This is a genomic window from Vibrio sp. 1078-1 (genome assembly GCF_033340475.1).
The window spans coordinates 13,547-30,492 of record NZ_JAWOWM010000019.1 but is presented as its reverse complement, the minus strand read 5'-3'; the positions used below and the strand labels follow the sequence as shown (position 1 = coordinate 30,492).

Genomic DNA, 16,946 nt, shown 5'->3' with positions numbered 1-16,946 from the left:
ATGTTGAGGGCTTTGTTGGTCGCGTTTTTAGCGATATGGAGTAGTCTCTCGAGTGCTGCGAGTGAATCTACAATGTCTTTGTTAGACAATCGCTTTCGAGTTGATCCAACCATCGAGCAGATCACGTTTTTGGTTTATCGTGAGCAAAGTTCTCAGCCAGTTGTTTTAGTCCGTCCTGATGGTAAAAAATACTATGCCTGGGGCTCTTACGACAATGTACGTTGGTATCAAGAAGCCTCACTCGATATTATTTCCGTTGATAACCCTATGCCAGGTCCATGGCAGGCTGTGGGGAAAGTTACGCCTAAAAATAACATCCGCTTAATTTCTCACCTAAAGCTCAGTACGGATCTGTTCCCAAACCGATTATATAATGGGGAAGCGCTTAAGTTTACAGCTCGCCTGACCTCCGACGGCAAACCTCTTGTACTGCGCGACTTCCTTGATCGCGTGAATCTGCGCGTGACATTTACCAAGTTTGTCGAAAATGAAGATGAGCTGATCAAAGAAGCACGTCCAGTGCCGATGGTTGTGGGTGAGTTTTCTGATGACGGCCGCGGCTTGGATGAAAAAGCAGGGGATGGTGTGTTTACGGTTCAGCTCCCAATAGACGTTGAGCCTGGTAAGTACCGCGCGCGCATCACGTCTGGCAATGGCGTATTCTTACGAGCGCAAGAACAAGTCATCTTGGTTTATCCGAACCCAATCTCTCGTACTTTTATTCAGGCTCGTAATCCCGATAAGCCACACCAATTAGTGGTGAGTGGCGAGCAAGGTATGATTGCACCAGGCTCTATAGCAGTCACAGTGAAAAAGGACGCTCCCGATGGTTTCATTAGTTACAGCCAAGGACAGGTCTCTAAAGATGGAATGAGAGTTACGTTGAACCTCAATAACGATGCTGAGCTTGGTAAGTACGCATGGCGCGGCGAGATCTTTGCCACTGATTTTGCAACTCAGCGTCCGTTGGTGTTTCCTATTCCAGAGCAAACTTTCAGTGTTGTTGATGAAGTTGATCTAGAAGCTGCTCGAATTGCAAAAGAAGCTGAATTAGCCGAGCAGCGCCGTATTGAAATGGAAAAGCAAATTATCGCTGAGCGGGAGGCTGAGCGTAAGCGCAGCATGATTATTATCGCGGTAGGTAACTTGATAATGCTGCTGATTGTGATCATTGCATGGATAGTCTGGCGCAAAATTAAAGCGAAGCGCGATGCCATGCCAGAGATGCAATTAGAAGTACCAAAGAAATAGTAGTAACACATAAAGCGAGAAACGGAGCCAATCGGCTCCGTTTTTTTATCAAGTTACCAAGTTGGAAGAAGAAAAATGGATAAATTATGAATATTTAAGTTTACTGTACTCAAATATATGTTTGGGATTTTATATAAATAATATATCATTTTTACTTTCTAAATTGGTTGCATTTTTAATGTGACTAACTTTCAAAACAATCAATTAAAGATAAAAGAAATAATGAATAAAATTTTAGCTTTTTTTTGTGCAGTGATAATTGTAGGTTGTTCTTCTATTGATAATGGTGTTAATAATCCAGATTCGGGAAGTAATAATTTAAAATCACTTGATACCTTCACTTTCGATCCCTTAAGTAAAATCCAAAAAGTAGAAATACCAACTTATTATGATGGCTTGTTTGATACAGCAAGACCCTATTTAGATGAAAAGTACCCTTACACCTATGTCAGTAAACCTCAAGCATACATAATTGATGACGAGATTATTTCTTTTGCTCCTTGGTTTCCTGTCGAAGGAAGGTTTACGGTTTTTCCAACCGCTCACTATATAGTTATAACTCAAGAAACCGAGAGTGGCTTAGTCTCCGCACGATTTAATCATGAACAAGTAATTAAGCTGTTAAGTGAAGAGTATAAAATTACTGAGCATACAAGTCCGTTTTTTCATTATGTTCTAGAGGTTTCTCCAAGTGAACAAGCCAATTTTGTAGAAGATATCCATAAAAAATTGAGTAGACTTCCTTCAGAATAAGGATTGTTGGTTAAATTTTGGTCAATAAAGTCAGGGGTTCTGGCTTTATTGATTGCATGGAGTTCTATTTATATTGATTTGGGCTTTGTAATAGGTAGTACGCCATAATAACAAGAGCCGATCTTGTAGGGTTTCTGGATAAATATTCAGCTGTGCGTGATAAATAAGAATAAGTAAACGCGAGGTCTCTGATGAAATACAAAAAGCGTCAGAAGTATAAATACACTCTCCATTCTGAAGAAAAGATTGAGACGCACATTTCAGTGAGTCAGGCGTATGACAGCCCTTTTCTTAGTTTGTCCAAACAAGGCGTGTTAACGATTAAAAAGGGCTATGCATGGGATGGAGCGAGTGGGCCAGCGTTAGACACAAAAAACATTATGAAAGCTTCTTTAGTGCATGATGCTCTTTACCAACTCATGAGGGAAGAGGTGTTGCCTCAAAGTGCTCGAAAGCATGCGGATGCGTTGTTGAGAGAAACGTGTTTAGAAAAAGGAATGTCTAGCTTCAGAGCAGCTTATATCTATTATGGCGTCAGAGTTGTCGGCGGCTTCTTTTCTAGACCCGATACTTTGTGTGCTTAATGGGAACATCTTTCCAACGTTTAACTGTTTATTTATACAGTTTAGTTATGTAAGCTCCAAGGTGATACAAAGGAGTAGTACATAATGACAATAAGATATGAAGAGCATGTGCCAAGCCCGAAAGAATACTGTGATATGCGTATCAAAGCCGGGCTATCACCCAAATCGTTGAAAGCTGCTGAAATTGGCCTACCCAATTCGTTATATGGCGTATCTGTTCGGGATGAAGGAAAGCTCATTGCAATGGGTCGGGTTGTTGGTGACGGGGCGTGTAACTTCGAAATTGTCGACGTTGCCGTTGATTCTGATTATCAAGGTAACGGTTTAGGTAGAAAAGTCATGGAATACATCGACGGTTATCTTTCTTCTGTTGCACTTGAAGGCTCTTACGTTTCTATGATTGCTGATGAACCGGTCTTTTACGAAAAGCTTGGTTATAGGCTGGTGGCTCCTAAAAGCCAAGGGATGACAAAAAAGTTTAAGCCAAAGGCGTAACACGTATTCAGCTGTGAAGATAAGCACTAGAAAACAGGAGTTTAATTTCCTGTTTTCTATATTAAATTTGTATTTAAGCCACTTCTGGAATTGGTTTGGGTAGCTGCTCTAAATCAGGCTCTTTTTGAACAGTAGGAATTTGTCCCTCACCCACAGCACTGATGTAACAGCCACTAAGTTTAATGGCAAGGTACATATCAGCTCGCAGTAAGATGCCTCCTTCACTGGTGCTGATACCAGTAAGCTCACACCATTGACGAAGACGTCGTTTCCTTCCTGCGAGGATTAAGCGTACACCTCTCTTTTTCAAAGTATTGTGAATATCTGCCAGTGTTGCCATCACACTGAGATCCAAGTGAGTAAAGCTCGATACGGCGTCGATGACAACGCAACTTGCGTCTTTGTGATGCTCTGCCTGCTCTAACACTCTACGTTTAAAGTAAGGAGCATTGAAGTAAGTTAGCGGTGAGTTAAAGCGGTAAATCACCATTCCAGGAATAGGCGAAGCTTTTCCTGAGTCGTCGATGGTCCGAATGGTACCTTTTTCATCCAAGCCAAGTAGCTGATCACTCGGCCGCATGACAATACGTAAAAATTGAAACAGCCCTAGCAATACCGCCAAAGTGATCCCCGGTATTACACCCACGATCAACACAGAAATAAAAGTAATGATGGCCAGATAAAATGCATCTTTGTCACGAGATTTTAATTTCCAAATTGCTTTAAGATCGAGCAGCGATAGGGACGCAATGATCAATACAACACCAAGTGAAGCGATAGGGATGAACTGCAAAGGCTCGTAAATAAATACCGCAATAATGGCGATGGTGATTGCGGCGACAATCGAAACTAATTGAGATTTACCGCCATTTGCATCATTGACGGCTGTGCGTGAGTCAGCGCCGCTTATCGCGAAACCTTGTGAAAACGCTGAGGCAATGTTGGCAAAACCCAACGCCTGAAACTCTTTATTTGCATCAATATCATAACCGTTTTTAGCCGCGAAACTGCGGGCGGTGAGCATCATGCTAACAAAACTGACAATCGCAAGGTTGAGCGCCGGGACTACTAGTTCACGAACTTCACCTAGCTCAAATTCTGGTGTTTGAAACTGAGGGAAGCCACCTTGAGTGAGTCCGACAACCGATACGCCCATCTCTTGTAAATGGAAAAACCAAACTGACGCAGTAGTTACGAGGATCGCCAGCATGGCAGCAGGCCAAGTTGGTCGGTAGCGTTTGGTGAGCAAATAAACGACAACCGTCACGATACTCAGAGTTACAGTAGGCCAATGAAGATCGGTTAATCGTTGTGGAGCTTCCCATAAACGTTCCAGTAAATAACGTTGCTCGTATTTCAAACCGACTACTTTCGCAAACTGACCAACGATAATTGTGAGAGCAACACCGTTGAGTAGACCCAAAAGAATCGGACGAGAAAGGAAATCTGCAAACACTCCTAGCTTGAAACGACTTGCCAGTACACACCAAATCCCCGTCATCGCTGTCATGGTCATAACCAACTGCCAATGTTTTGTGGGGTCACCTGCGGCAAGTGGTGTCACAACAGCAGCGATCACTGCACAGGTTGCTGCATCGGGTCCGACAATGAGTTGTCGAGATGTGCCCATCATGGCGTAAACCAACATTGGCAGTACACACGAATACAGACCGACAATTGCGGATACACCAGTTAACTGTGCATAAGCTATGGCAACTGGCAGTGCAACCGCGACAACAGAAAAGGCGGCTCTAAAGTCGTTAACAAACCATTCTTTTTGATAATGCTTAAGCTGAACAAGCCCTGGGAACCACTGTGCGAGTAATATTTTAGCCAACGGATTTACCATATATGTGAGTGAGTTACTTAAAGTATACACCGCTTAGTTGGAACGTCTGTGAGTTAGTTATCACTGGAAATCGGGAGAAAGATTGGAGTGCGAGGATTTTATTGCGCAGGGGGGCTTTGTAGTGTGAGGTGTTATGAATCCGATTCTGGAAGCAATAAAAAACGGGAGCTGATACTCCCGTTTGTGGTCTCAGATTCTAGAGTTACGCGACACTATCCATCTGAGGGTATAGCGGCTTTGCGGCAAGCAGTTCCGGCTCAAAATCGTCAACGTTGATTGTATCTAGACGATGCTGTTCCGCTTCTCTGAGTAGATCGGCTTCTTCTTGCGTGATAAAGCCTTGCTCTAGCCCTTCCTGAGCAATCATATCCAAACGTAAGAATGGGCGACGCTTACCTTGCGCTTTACATACTTTGTCAAACACAGGTTCAGCTTGAAGAATGACTGACAGCGCAAGCTCAATCTTACCTGCTGCGTTGTGCTCGGTTGGTTCAAGGTATTGACCGCGACCAATGCGTGAGCGCGTTGCACTTGGCGTTTGTAGAATGCGCGCCACTTTACTGTCTAGTTTATCGCTTGGCGCTTTGCGTACACGACCGAATGGCATGATTAACACGCGCAGTGCACGACCAATCACTTTGTTCGGGAAGTTTGCTAAGAATTCGTCTACCGCCACTTCCGCTTGTTTCAAACTGTCTTGTAGACCCCAGTGTACTAATGGTAAATCTTCGACTGGGCGTCCATCTTGCTCAAAACGTTTCAACGTCGCAGAGCTTAAATATAGCTGGCTTAGAATGTCACCAAGACGCGCTGATAGACGCTCTTTACGCTTCAAAGAGCCACCTAGCACTGCCATCGAGATATCCGATAGTAAGGCAAGGTTTGCACTGTAGCGGTTCAATTGTTGGTAGTAACGCTTGGTTGCATCTTTGGTTGGCGATGAAGAGCCCAGACCGTCGCTCAAACCAAACCAGATACTGCGCACTAGGTTACTCATTGTAAAGCTCACGTGACCAGCAAGCGCTTTATCAAATTTCTCGACAGCATTACTTGCTTCAGAATACGCCGCGTTCATTTCTTCAAGAACGTACGGATGGCAACGGATTGCGCCTTGGCCAAAGATGATCATTGAGCGTGTTAGAATGTTAGCACCCTCAACCGTTACTGCGATTGGCGCACCTTGGTAACCACGAGCTAGGAAGTTAGAAGGTCCCATACAGATACCTTTACCGCCTACGATGTCCATTGCATCGATGATGCTTTGCTGGCCGCGGTGCGTACAGTGATACTTCACGATAGCTGAGATAACTGAAGGTTTTTCACCTAAGTCGATACCCGCAACGGTTAAGTTGCTTGCTGCATCCATCACGTAAGCATTACCACCCAAGCGTGCTAATGGTTCTTCAACTCCTTCCATATGGCCGATCGGCTGTTTGAACTGACGGCGAATACGTGAGTAAGCACCGGTTGCCATTGCCGCAGTTTTGATGCCACCTGTTGAGTTTGAAGGTAGCGTGATACCACGTCCAACCGACAGACACTCAACCAGCATACGCCAACCTTGGCCCGCCATTTTTTCACCACCGATAATGAAATCGATAGGAACAAAGATGTCTTTACCGCGCGTTGGACCATTTTGGAATGGTACATTGAGCGGGAAGTGTCGGTTACCAATCTCAACACCTTTGACATCAGTTGGGATAAGCGCACAAGTGATGCCAAGATCTTCTTTGTCGCCTAGCAAACCTTCAGGATCGCGAAGTTTAAATGCTAAGCCTAGTACCGTTGCGACTGGCGCTAGGGTGATGTAGCGCTTGTTCCAAGTCAGGCGCATACCCAGTACTTCTTTTCCTTCCCATTCGCCTTTACAGACCACACCGTAATCTGGAATAGAGCCTGCGTCAGAACCCGCTTCTGGACTTGTTAGGGCGAAACAAGGGATTTCCTTACCTTCAGCTAGACGCGGTAAGTAATGATTTTTTTGATCTTCAGTACCGTAGTGTTGCAGTAGCTCACCTGGGCCCAAAGAGTTAGGAACACCAACGGTAGACGATAGAACGCCAGAAACACCCGTTAGTTTTTGTAGTACTAGTGATTGCGCGTATGCTGAGAATTCCAGACCACCGTACTTTTTCTTAATGATCATGGCGAAGAACTTATGATCTTTCAGGTATTGCCAAACTTCTGGCGGTAAGTCCGCGAGTTCATGGGTCACTTGGAAATCACTCACCATGGCGCACACTTCATTCACAGGGCCGTCTAAAAAGGCTTGTTCTTCCGCACTTAACTTAGGTGCTTGAATCGCGTGTAGCTTTTGCCACTCTGGTTTGCCTTTAAACAGTTCGGCTTCCCACCAGACGGTACCTGCGTCTAACGCTTCTTTTTCGGTTTGAGACATAGCTGGCAGCACTTTCTTGAAAAGTACTAACGCTTTGCGGCTAATTAAAGACTGACGTACGCCAGGAACCGCGAGCACAGCTGCGGCGAGAACGTAAATAGCCCAACCAATAACGCCGACAGTTCCTGCTACTGTAAGAGCCAGCATGGCCGCGGTGAGTAAGCTAATAGATTTCACGAGAGACATGCGGTGGTAGAGCGTAATGCCTAGCACGATCGCCATCGTGATGATTGAGAGCAAGATGTCCATATATATTTTCCTTTTCAGACTTTATAAGTTTTGTACGTCTGCATGTTAGGTAAGAGGTCTAACCAGTTGGTTTAAGTGTAATCAAAATATTAAGGAAATGTAAAACATAAGATTGGATAAAAAGTGATCTAAGTAGAGTTAAAATTCTAAAGTTGAGATTTGAGTGATGGTTTCATGAGCAAGTTGACAAGTTTATTACCATCACTAATCTAAATCTGTTGGTTCACTATCGACACTAATTCTCGTTTGTGGGTAAACTCAGAGTAATCAAACCCGAGCTCAGGTTTATGAAATGTCCGATACCAAATTGGTATCAGAACAATTTGCTCAGTGAGTCTAGAGCTGACTGAAGCCGAAATAATAAAGAGAACGTCTTATGTACCATGATCTGATTAGAAGTGAATTAAACGAAGCTGCTGAAGTGCTCAACAAATTTTTAAGCGATGACCATAACATTGCGCAAATCGAAGCAGCGGCGAAAATGATTGCTGACTCATTCAAGCAAGATGGTAAAGTATTGTCATGTGGTAACGGTGGTTCTCACTGTGATTCAATGCACTTTGCCGAAGAGCTAACAGGCCGTTACCGAGAAAATCGTCCTGGCTATGCTGGTATTGCTATTTCAGATCCAAGCCACCTTTCTTGTGTGAGTAATGACTTTGGTTATGACTTCGTGTTTTCACGTTATGTAGAAGCGGTTGGTCGAAAAGGTGACGTACTGTTTGGTCTGTCGACTTCAGGTAACTCAGGTAACATCCTGAAAGCGATTGAAGCAGCACAAGCGAAAGGCATGAAGACGATTGCGCTAACAGGTAAAGATGGCGGCAAAATGGCAGGCCTTGCAGATATTGAAATCCGCGTGCCACACTTTGGTTATGCAGACCGCATTCAGGAAATTCATATTAAGATTATTCATATCATCATTCAGTTGATCGAAAAAGAGATGGAATAATCGTTTACGGCCACCGTTTCGAGCTGTGTTGTTAGGGAGTTTTTTAAACCATGTGTGAATTGCTCGGTATGAGCGCTAATGTTCCGACGGATATTTGTTTCAGTTTTACTGGGCTCATGCAGCGTGGAGGTCGAACCGGCCCACACCGTGACGGATGGGGGATCACCTTCTACGAAGGGAAGGGCTTTCGAACCTTCAAAGATCCCAAGCCAAGTTGTGAGTCTAAAATAGCAGAGTTGGTACAAAATTATCCCATCAAAAGTCGTGCGGTCGTTAGTCATATCCGACAGGCGAATCGTGGTGGTGTTAATTTAGAAAATACTCATCCCTTTACACGTGAGCTGTGGGGTAGGTATTGGACGTTTGCGCATAACGGTCAGCTCTCTGGCTATCAAGACTTGCATACAGGTCGACATCGACCTGTCGGTGAAACAGATAGTGAACTGGCATTTTGCTGGTTATTGAAGCAAATGGAAGATCGATATCCTGAGCCACCAAAGGATATGGAGTCGGTATTCTTATATGTTGCTAAATGTTGTGATGAGCTAAGAGAGAAGGGTGTATTTAACATGCTTCTGAGTGATGGTGAGTATGTAATGACGTATTGCACCAATCATTTGTATTGGATCACAAGACGCGCACCGTTTGGAAAAGCTGCTTTGCTTGATGAAGATGTGGAAATTAACTTCCAAGAAGAAACAACGCCACATGACATCGTTTCTGTGATCGCAACTCAACCTTTGACGGGCAACGAAGCTTGGCAGCGTATGAAACCTGGCGAATACGGCTTGTTTCACCTAGGTGAACTAGTCAAAAATAATGCCTCTGAACTGGTAAATGTGCCGTTTGCGGCGGCTAAGCCGGGCAATCAAGCGCCAACCGAACCGTTAGAGTGATGGTCTCTTACTCTGAATATAAAAATAAAGCTCGCGATTAAGCGAGCTTTATTTTTATGCGTTTTAAACCGAGTTCGGATACGGATGAGCATTCTTACTTTCTAGAGTGCTGGTAGTAGAGTCCTAGTCTCGCTAAGGCTTGCTGTAAAGACGTAACTGATAGAAATTTCTCATAAAACACCTCGTCAGTCTGAACGGTGAAGAACGAACCAGATGCAGAATCTACTTTCCGAGTGTTATGTTACTCAAGTGGTTATGGGATTTTTTAGAATGCTGGGTTTTAGGTTTCTAGTCTCACCATGGTTTTCTTGAATCAAGTTTATAAGTATTAAAACAACCAAGAGCAGCCCTCAGGCTGCTCTTTTGTGCTTGGAGTTTATTATTCAGGGCTACTCATCTGAGGCGTACCCATGTACGCCAAGCTCTGCGCCATCTAAATAGGCTTTACCATCCTTCATGATCAACCGCTCGTCTACCAGCCACTTAGCCACCATAGGGTAGATTCGGTGCTCCTGCGCCTGAACACGTGCCGCAAGTACACTAGCATCATCGTCTTCGAACACAGGAACTTTTGCTTGCAGTATGACAGGGCCACCATCAAGCTCTTCCGTTACAAAGTGCACACTCGTACCATGTTCTTTATCGCCAGCATCAATTGCTCTCTGGTGTGTGTGTAGCCCAGGATATTTTGGTAGAAGAGAAGGGTGGATATTGATCATCTTACCCATGTAATGAGAAACAAATGCGCTGCTCAGAATGCGCATGTAACCAGCAAGAATAATCACGTCTGGTTGGTATTCATCTATTTGACTCATTAGCTCTGCATCAAAGCTTTCACGCGAGCTGAATGCTTTAGGGTCGACAAAGTGACCGTCCACATCAAACTTTTTTGCACGTTCTAAACCAAAAGCATCTGCTTTGTTAGAGAACACGGCTGCCACTCGTGCGTTTGGCATGCTGTCTTCGCAAGCTTCCAAGATAGCTTGCAGGTTACTTCCGTTACCCGAGATGAGGACCACAATGTTTTTTAGGGTATGGTTTTTCATGATGTCGAGAGCGCCTTGGTATTGTAGGTTGGAGTTATGTAGCTTCTAAACTACCTACTAATAGAATGGTTTTTAGTGTTCTAGATAGCAAAATGAGGACCTAGTCATCTAGTGTCCTCATTCTTCTTATCTTTTGAGCTCGATTTGCAAATTATTGGATTTCAACTTGCTCTTCGTTCGCGTCTGCTTGTGCGATTTGACCAATCACCCACGCGTTTTCGCCTTCTTCTTTAAGAAGAGCAACTGCTGCATCTGCCTGGTCTTTCGGTAGTGCGACGATTAGACCTACACCACAGTTGAATGTGCGGTACATTTCGTGTGTGTCGACGTTGCCTTTCTCTTGTAGCCACTTGAAGATAACTGGCCATTCCCAACTGTTACCATCGATAACTGCTTTCGTGCCTTCAGGCAGTACGCGTGGGATGTTTTCCCAGAAACCACCACCAGTGATATGAGAAATCGCATGGATGTCGTGTTTCTCAATCATCTTAAGTGCTGACTTGATGTAAATTTTTGTTGGTTCTAGTAGGTGCTCACCAATAGTGCGGCCTGCTAGCTCTTCGCTCTTATCTGCACCAGATACTTCTAGGATCTTACGGATAAGGGAGTAACCGTTTGAGTGTGGGCCGCTTGAGCCAACAGCGATAAGTGCATCACCAGCAGCGACTTTCGTGCCGTCAATCACGTCTTCTTTTTCTACTACGCCAACACAGAAACCAGCTACGTCGTAGTCTTCGCCTTCATACATGCCCGGCATCTCCGCAGTTTCGCCACCAATTAGGGCACAACCTGCTTGAACACACCCTTCTGCGATACCTGAAACAACATCCGCTGCGGTATCAACGTCTAGTTTGCCTGTTGCATAGTAATCTAGGAAAAACAGTGGCTCTGCGCCTTGCACGATAAGATCATTTACACACATTGCCACTAGGTCGATGCCGATCGTGTCGTGCTTGTTCATATCCAGTGCTAGGCGAAGTTTTGTGCCAACGCCATCAGTACCGGAAACCAGTACAGGTTGTTTGTATTTAGTTGGCAATTCGCATAGCGCGCCAAAACCACCGATACCACCCATAACTTCAGGGCGACGAGTACGTTTTACCGCACCCTTAATACGATCCACAAGCGCGTTGCCTGCATCAATATCTACACCAGCGTCTTTATAGCTAAGAGAAGAGTTGTTACCACTCACAGGGAAGTCCTCGGTATTAAGTTGGATATGAAAACGGCGCTATTCTAACAGTGCTTAAACATAGATGGCAAACGTTTGCGTCTGTTTTTTTCTTTAGTGATTTATCCTGATATCCCTGTGAAAATCATGTATAATCTGAAGGTTTGTTTAAATATTGCCAACTATAGCCGGAGATGGACATGAAAGTTGTTGAAGTAAAGCACCCTCTAGTAAAACATAAAATTGGTCTAATGAGAGAAGGTGACATCAGCACAAAACGTTTTCGTGAGTTAGCGACTGAGGTCGGTAGCCTACTTACTTACGAAGCAACGTCAGACTTTGAAACAGAAAAAGTGACCATTGATGGTTGGAACGGTCCGGTAGAAGTAGACCAGATTAAAGGTAAAAAAGTAACCGTAGTGCCAATCCTACGTGCAGGTCTAGGCATGATGGATGGAGTTCTTGAGCACATGCCAAGCGCACGTATCAGTGTTGTGGGTATTTACCGTGATGAAGAAACGCTTGAGCCAGTTCCTTACTTCAACAAGCTTGCTTCAAACATCGAGGAGCGTATTGCGCTTGTTGTTGACCCAATGCTTGCAACAGGTGGTTCTATGATTGCTACTATCGATCTCCTAAAAGAGAAAGGTTGTAACCAAATCAAAGTGCTGGTACTTGTTGCTGCACCAGAAGGTATTGAAGCGCTAGAAAAAGCACACCCAGATGTTGAACTATACACTGCGGCAATCGATGAGAAGCTTAATGACAAAGGCTACATCGTTCCGGGTCTAGGCGATGCAGGTGATAAGATCTTCGGTACTAAGTAATTCTTTGATGTATTACTATGACTGAACAGAAAAAGGCTTGGTGAAAACCAAGCCTTTTTTGTATCTACAAGAGGAGAAGAGTAAGACACGCCACCTAATAAAGCGGCGCAAACGAACTATTTCGCGCTTTCTTCTTCCATTTGTGCGTTATCCACAACGTGGTTTTCACCTAAATCGTTTGGTAGCACAAGGTTAAGAATAATTGCCACGATACCGCATAGGCTCACACCTTGTAGACTGAACTCACCAATACCGAAAGCCATACCACCAATGCCAAACACAAGTGTTACGGCAACAATCACTAGGTTACGAGACTTATGTAAATCAACGTTATTCTTGATCAGTGTGTTGAGGCCTACCGTTGCGATGGAGCCGAACAGCAGAATCATGATGCCGCCCATAACAGGAACTGGAATCGTTTGAAGAACCGCACCTAGCTTACCTACCAATGCAAGTACGATTGCGGTGATTGCTGCCCAAGTCATGATCACAGGGTTAAATGCTTTGGTTAGCATTACCGCTCCTGTTACTTCACTGTAAGTGGTGTTTGGTGGAGCACCCACCATCGAAGCTGCGATAGTTGCCACCCCGTCACCTGCGATTGTGCGGTGAAGGCCTGGTTTTTTCAGGTAGTTTTTACCTGTAACGTTTGAGATAGCAAGCATGTCACCTACGTGCTCAACCGCAGGTGCGATAGCGACAGGAATCATGAACAAAATTGCGTTGATATTGAACTCTGGCGCGGTGAAGTTTGGCATGGCTAGCCAAGCCGCTTGTTCTACGGGAGTGAAATCAACCACACCGTAGGATAGAGAAACAGAGTAACCAGCAAGAATACCACCAACAATAGGAACGAGCTTCAAAAAGCCTTTTGCAAAAACGCTGAGTACAATGGTTGTGAGCAGTGAGACCGCCGAGATAATGATCGCAGCATCACCATTAACTAGCTGTGCCGCTCCATCACCAGTTTTACCTACCGCCATGTTCACTGCTGTTGGGGCAAGGCCAAGGCCGATAACCATGATCACAGGGCCAACGACAACGGGCGGGAGAATTTTATGGATAAATCCAACACCGCGCACTTTGATCATCGCCCCTAGAGCCACATAAACTAAGCCCGCTGCCATCAAGCCGCCCATTGTTGCACCGATACCCCAAGTTTGGATACCGAACATAATAGGAGCAATAAACGCAAAAGAAGAGGCAAGGAAGATGGGAACAGAACGTTTAGTCATTAATTGGAAGAGGAGAGTACCGACACCGGCACCAAAGAGGGCTACGTTTGGATCAAGGCCAGTTAGGAGCGGCACAAGCACCAAAGCACCAAAAGCGACAAAGAGCATTTGAGCGCCTTGTAACGCGTTTTTCATAATAATTCCCTATTTTCAAGATACGCAGACAAATCCGGCGAATACTATCATCCTGCAATCGTTTGCAATGTTGCATAGATCAAACTTTCGATTGAATTTTTCCCATAAATAGCACTTTTGAGAGTTGCTTGCTTGCAAATTGTCCTCTTTTACGTGTCTTGCGTGAAGATGAAAAATGGACAGCCTAACTTGTTGAGATAGCTTAATAAGCAATGAGTTTATTATAAAAAATAGCACTGAAGCGCTGGTTGAGGCCCGAGTTAACAAAGCTGGTCATAATACAGACAATTTACTCAGTACTTACCTTGCTCAAGATTTGATAGTTGCTTATTATTCGGGTTCTTGTTCAGAGGATTATAAAAACTATGCGCTATTTAGCTCTCTTACTGATAGGTTGGTTGTCCCTACCAGTATATGCATTAACTCAGGTGGATATCTATCGTGCCGAAGTGGTTATCGACAGTGAGCAGAACGACGGTGAGTCTTTGGCTCGTCAACAAGGTATGCAGGATGTGATTGTTCGAGCGACCGGTTCTCAATCCTCTTTAAGCAATCCAGTGATTAAAAAGGCACTTAGCTCAAGTGCGCGTTACATTTCTCAACTGAGCTATGGGCAGGTTGATGGAAAAGCGAGCCTAAAAATGTTGTTTAACAACGACCAAATCAGCTCTCTTTTAACACAAGCACAATTGCCATCTTGGTCGCCAAATCGTGCCAATATTTTAGTTTGGATGGTTGAAGAACAGGGTTACGATCGTAACATCGCGTGGGAGCACTCTGAATCTTCAAATGTTGCAGCACTTCGTAGCGCAGCGAAATTAAGAGGCCTACCAATCACTATCCCGGTTGGGGACTTTGATGATGTAACCGGTGTTAATGTCTCTGATCTTTGGGGCGGCTTTATTGAGCCAATTGGTCAAGCCAGCCAGCGCTACCCAGCTGACGCCGTTTTGGTTGTACGAGCTCAAGGTGAACAAATTCGTTGGACACTCTACGACCAGTCGCCAACGAGAATTGTAGAAGCGCAACGTTCTCCGCGTAGCGGGTCTGCATCAGGTGCTAATGCTATTGCAGAAATGGTGGATGGCATCGCAGACTACTATGCAAGTAAGAGTGCAGTTGTGGTTTCAGGAAAGTCTTCAAAGGCGCTAGCAGTGAAAGTCCTTAATGTAACCTCTGCCACGGACTTCTTCCGTTTAGAGAATGCGCTAAAACAACTTAATTCGGTTGCGGGTACAGAGATTAAGCGTGTTCAAGGGGACGAGTTAACGCTCAACATCCACCTTTTGGCATCACAACAAGCTTTTGAGAAAGAAGCTTCTTCTATTTCTCAATTAATGGTTTTTGAAGATCCTATAGGTGAAGTTGATGCCCCAGCTTCAACTCAAGAAGAAGAGCCATTGGTTCAGAGTAATGAAGCAAAAGACGCCGCGACGCCAAAAGAAGCGCAGCCTGAAGTACCAGTAAATGTTGTGGCAGAAGCAAGTGACGAAACACAACCAACTCAGCCGATGATTGTGGAGCCTGTCCGAGAACAGTATGACTTGATCTACGAGTGGCGCTCGGCATCGTAATCGCCTTGGTAGCGTTCCAGGCGTGAAACGCAAGGGTCAAACACCAATGTGGTAAGCATAAAAAAGAGTCGCAATAGCGACTCTTTTTGTTTTCTAAATTCGTATTCGAACCAATGATCAGTGATTGACTGCGATTGGCGTTATTTATTGAATTTCGCTTTTTCTTCTTTTTCTACTTGAGAGAGGCGTTTCAACTTAAGGCCTAGCTCTTTGCCTCTCGCTCTAGCAAACAAAATATTGCCAGCGAAACCGAGTGAAGTCAGTATCAGTTCCACTGCCGCAAGCCAGCGTTCACCCCCATCCACATAGAGGATGGTCAGCGCATGCAAGAAATACAGCATAAGAACAAAGTTAGCCCAAGCATGAGTGTAAGGCTTACCAGCTAAAATACCAGGCAACGGAAGTAGTAGCGGAATACACCAAGCAATAGCAAGTGTTGTGCTGCTGAGGTGAGGGTGAGGGGATAACGCAAGCTGCCAAATAGCGACCCAGGCTAATAAGGCTAAGTTGCCAAATAAAGCCAGGTAACGATAGGTTTTAGCCTGTGTACCGAGTGGTGTTTGGTCTAAAGAGTCAGACATCGATTAACTATCCTTGATTTTACTAACAGACTTTTAGTTTTAACGCTGCAGTTGCCAGCCTTTTGCCTAATTGTTGTGCCAGGCGAATCTCTTCACTGCTTAGGGTTGCCTCATGGCCTACACTGCTGGCGCCATACGGAGTGCCTCCGGACTGAGTAGTGTGTAACTCTGGCTCGGAATAAGGAATGCCCAAAACCATCATCCCATGATGCAATAAAGGGGTCATCATGCTTTGTAACGTTGTTTCTTGACCACCATGCATTGAGGACGAAGAGGTAAAGACACAAGCAGGCTTATCGATTAAGTCACCACTGACCCATAAAGATGTAGTCTGATCCCAGAAGTGCTTTAAAGGCGCAGCCATGTTGCCAAACCAGACGGGACTGCCAAACGCTAGACCGTCGCACGTTTTTAGTTCCTCTAGAGTAACAATTGGATCAGAAGGGGAGTGTGAGTGAGGTGACAGTTCTTCAACTGTACGCAAAATTGCATGGCATTGAGGAGTCGATTCGACTCCTCTTGCTATTTGTCTTGCCAGTTGTTTTGTCGAGCCATGACGGCTGAAATACAAAATAAGGATCTGGCAATCCATTTATAAAATATCCAACACTAGCTCTGGTGGGCGACCAATTTTTGCTTTGCCGTTAGCAACGACTACCGGACGCTCAAACAACTTTGGATTTTTCGCCATTGCTTCGAATAATTGCTCATCGCTGACGGAGTCTTCGCCTAAGCCAAGCTCTTTATATTCACTTTCTTTAGTGCGCATCATTTCACGTACAGATGAAAAGCCAAGCTGGGCGTACAGCGCTTTTAGTTCATCCACGTTAAGTGGTGTGTCTAGGTATTTGACGACTTCCGGTGTAACACCATTTTGCTCAAGCAGTTCAAGTGTTTGACGGCTCTTTGAGCAACGAGGGTTGTGATAAATCACGACTGACATGGTTTTC

General features: G+C 44.7%; 16 protein-coding genes. 8 read left to right on the top strand and 8 right to left on the bottom strand.

All coding sequences use genetic code 11. The annotated features are described in order from the left end of the window. From R7190_RS22650 to R7190_RS22635, 4 genes are all read left to right on the top strand, one after another. Positions 1-1,251 carry a TIGR03503 family protein gene (locus tag R7190_RS22650; protein ID WP_042521423.1) on the top strand — a complete coding sequence of 417 codons (1,251 nt, stop codon included), beginning with the start codon at positions 1-3 and terminating at the stop codon, positions 1,249-1,251. Between the two features lie 180 nt (positions 1,252-1,431). Beyond that, positions 1,432-2,004, top strand: a complete 573-nt coding sequence (locus R7190_RS22645; RefSeq protein WP_137282305.1) for a hypothetical protein — start codon at positions 1,432-1,434, stop codon at positions 2,002-2,004. Between the two features lie 191 nt (positions 2,005-2,195). Then, positions 2,196-2,588 (top strand): DUF1353 domain-containing protein, encoded by a 393-nt coding sequence (locus R7190_RS22640; protein WP_042521425.1) that lies wholly within the window; start codon positions 2,196-2,198, stop codon positions 2,586-2,588. An 84-nt stretch (positions 2,589-2,672) separates the two neighbouring features. Continuing rightward, positions 2,673-3,083: a GNAT family N-acetyltransferase gene (locus tag R7190_RS22635; RefSeq protein WP_005391824.1), complete on the top strand. Its 411-nt coding sequence runs from the start codon at positions 2,673-2,675 to the stop codon at positions 3,081-3,083. A 73-nt stretch (positions 3,084-3,156) separates the two neighbouring features. Here R7190_RS22635 and R7190_RS22630 read toward each other — a convergent pair whose 3' ends face one another. Both R7190_RS22630 and fadE read right to left on the bottom strand, forming a co-directional pair. Continuing rightward, positions 3,157-4,932, bottom strand: a complete 1,776-nt coding sequence (locus R7190_RS22630; RefSeq protein WP_042521426.1) for a SulP family inorganic anion transporter — start codon at positions 4,930-4,932, stop codon at positions 3,157-3,159. Between the two features lie 202 nt (positions 4,933-5,134). After that, positions 5,135-7,579, bottom strand: coding sequence for an acyl-CoA dehydrogenase FadE (fadE, locus tag R7190_RS22625; RefSeq protein WP_005385392.1), 2,445 nt, complete (start codon positions 7,577-7,579; stop codon positions 5,135-5,137). Between the two features lie 376 nt (positions 7,580-7,955). On the opposite strand from fadE, the gene lpcA reads away from it, so the two are divergent. After that, complete coding sequence (gene lpcA / locus R7190_RS22620) at positions 7,956-8,531, top strand: D-sedoheptulose 7-phosphate isomerase (RefSeq protein WP_005380392.1); 576 nt, start codon at positions 7,956-7,958, stop codon at positions 8,529-8,531. Between the two features lie 50 nt (positions 8,532-8,581). Continuing rightward, a complete protein-coding gene (locus tag R7190_RS22615; RefSeq protein ID WP_005380394.1) occupies positions 8,582-9,427 on the top strand; it encodes a class II glutamine amidotransferase in 846 nt (281 codons plus the stop codon). 389 nt (positions 9,428-9,816) lie between these two features. On the opposite strand, the gene purN is transcribed toward R7190_RS22615, so the two are convergent. Beyond that, on the bottom strand, positions 9,817-10,473 hold the full coding sequence (gene purN, locus R7190_RS22610; RefSeq protein ID WP_005394347.1) for a phosphoribosylglycinamide formyltransferase: 657 nt from the start codon (positions 10,471-10,473) through the stop codon (positions 9,817-9,819). A 151-nt stretch (positions 10,474-10,624) separates the two neighbouring features. Then, positions 10,625-11,665 carry a phosphoribosylformylglycinamidine cyclo-ligase gene (gene purM, locus R7190_RS22605; RefSeq protein WP_005389861.1) on the bottom strand — a complete coding sequence of 347 codons (1,041 nt, stop codon included), beginning with the start codon at positions 11,663-11,665 and terminating at the stop codon, positions 10,625-10,627. Positions 11,666-11,844: 179 nt separating this feature from the next. Here purM and upp point away from each other — a divergent pair, with 179 nt between their 5' ends. Then, positions 11,845-12,471 carry a uracil phosphoribosyltransferase gene (gene upp, locus R7190_RS22600; RefSeq protein ID WP_005380401.1) on the top strand — a complete coding sequence of 209 codons (627 nt, stop codon included), beginning with the start codon at positions 11,845-11,847 and terminating at the stop codon, positions 12,469-12,471. A gap of 116 nt (positions 12,472-12,587) precedes the next feature. Here the strand turns inward: upp and R7190_RS22595 are convergent, their stop codons facing one another. Next, positions 12,588-13,841, bottom strand: coding sequence for a uracil-xanthine permease family protein (locus R7190_RS22595; RefSeq protein WP_186584727.1), 1,254 nt, complete (start codon positions 13,839-13,841; stop codon positions 12,588-12,590). Positions 13,842-14,206: 365 nt separating this feature from the next. On the opposite strand from R7190_RS22595, the gene R7190_RS22590 reads away from it, so the two are divergent. Beyond that, entirely contained in the window at positions 14,207-15,415 is a 1,209-nt protein-coding gene (locus R7190_RS22590; RefSeq protein ID WP_053306713.1) for a DUF2066 domain-containing protein, read from the top strand. Positions 15,416-15,555: 140 nt separating this feature from the next. Here R7190_RS22590 and R7190_RS22585 read toward each other — a convergent pair whose 3' ends face one another. From R7190_RS22585 to arsC, 3 genes are read right to left on the bottom strand one after another with little or no spacing between them, the layout of a single operon-like run. Then, positions 15,556-15,996: a DUF2069 domain-containing protein gene (locus R7190_RS22585; RefSeq protein WP_005380407.1), complete on the bottom strand. Its 441-nt coding sequence runs from the start codon at positions 15,994-15,996 to the stop codon at positions 15,556-15,558. 22 nt (positions 15,997-16,018) lie between these two features. After that, positions 16,019-16,588, bottom strand: a complete 570-nt coding sequence (gene wrbA, locus R7190_RS22580) for an NAD(P)H:quinone oxidoreductase (RefSeq protein WP_053304481.1) — start codon at positions 16,586-16,588, stop codon at positions 16,019-16,021. Continuing rightward, positions 16,589-16,939: an arsenate reductase (glutaredoxin) gene (arsC, locus tag R7190_RS22575; RefSeq protein WP_054577599.1), complete on the bottom strand. Its 351-nt coding sequence runs from the start codon at positions 16,937-16,939 to the stop codon at positions 16,589-16,591. It abuts the gene before it with no gap. Positions 16,940-16,946: the final 7 nt, after the last annotated feature.

Bases quoted from the DNA above. Each gene is read 5' to 3' on its own strand.
- R7190_RS22650 (WP_042521423.1), top strand. From the start codon at position 1: ATGTTGAGGGCTTTGTTGGTCGCGTTTTTAGCGATATGGAGTAGTCTC.
- R7190_RS22640 (WP_042521425.1), top strand. From the start codon at position 2,196: ATGAAATACAAAAAGCGTCAGAAGTATAAATACACTCTCCATTCTGAA.
- R7190_RS22635 (WP_005391824.1), top strand. From the start codon at position 2,673: ATGACAATAAGATATGAAGAGCATGTGCCAAGCCCGAAAGAATACTGT.
- R7190_RS22630 (WP_042521426.1), bottom strand. From the start codon at position 4,932: ATGGTAAATCCGTTGGCTAAAATATTACTCGCACAGTGGTTCCCAGGG.
- fadE (WP_005385392.1), bottom strand. From the start codon at position 7,579: ATGGACATCTTGCTCTCAATCATCACGATGGCGATCGTGCTAGGCATT.
- lpcA (WP_005380392.1), top strand. From the start codon at position 7,956: ATGTACCATGATCTGATTAGAAGTGAATTAAACGAAGCTGCTGAAGTG.
- R7190_RS22615 (WP_005380394.1), top strand. From the start codon at position 8,582: ATGTGTGAATTGCTCGGTATGAGCGCTAATGTTCCGACGGATATTTGT.
- purN (WP_005394347.1), bottom strand. From the start codon at position 10,473: ATGAAAAACCATACCCTAAAAAACATTGTGGTCCTCATCTCGGGTAAC.
- upp (WP_005380401.1), top strand. From the start codon at position 11,845: ATGAAAGTTGTTGAAGTAAAGCACCCTCTAGTAAAACATAAAATTGGT.
- R7190_RS22595 (WP_186584727.1), bottom strand. From the start codon at position 13,841: ATGAAAAACGCGTTACAAGGCGCTCAAATGCTCTTTGTCGCTTTTGGT.
- R7190_RS22590 (WP_053306713.1), top strand. From the start codon at position 14,207: ATGCGCTATTTAGCTCTCTTACTGATAGGTTGGTTGTCCCTACCAGTA.
- R7190_RS22585 (WP_005380407.1), bottom strand. From the start codon at position 15,996: ATGTCTGACTCTTTAGACCAAACACCACTCGGTACACAGGCTAAAACC.
- wrbA (WP_053304481.1), bottom strand. From the start codon at position 16,588: ATGGATTGCCAGATCCTTATTTTGTATTTCAGCCGTCATGGCTCGACA.
- arsC (WP_054577599.1), bottom strand. From the start codon at position 16,939: ATGTCAGTCGTGATTTATCACAACCCTCGTTGCTCAAAGAGCCGTCAA.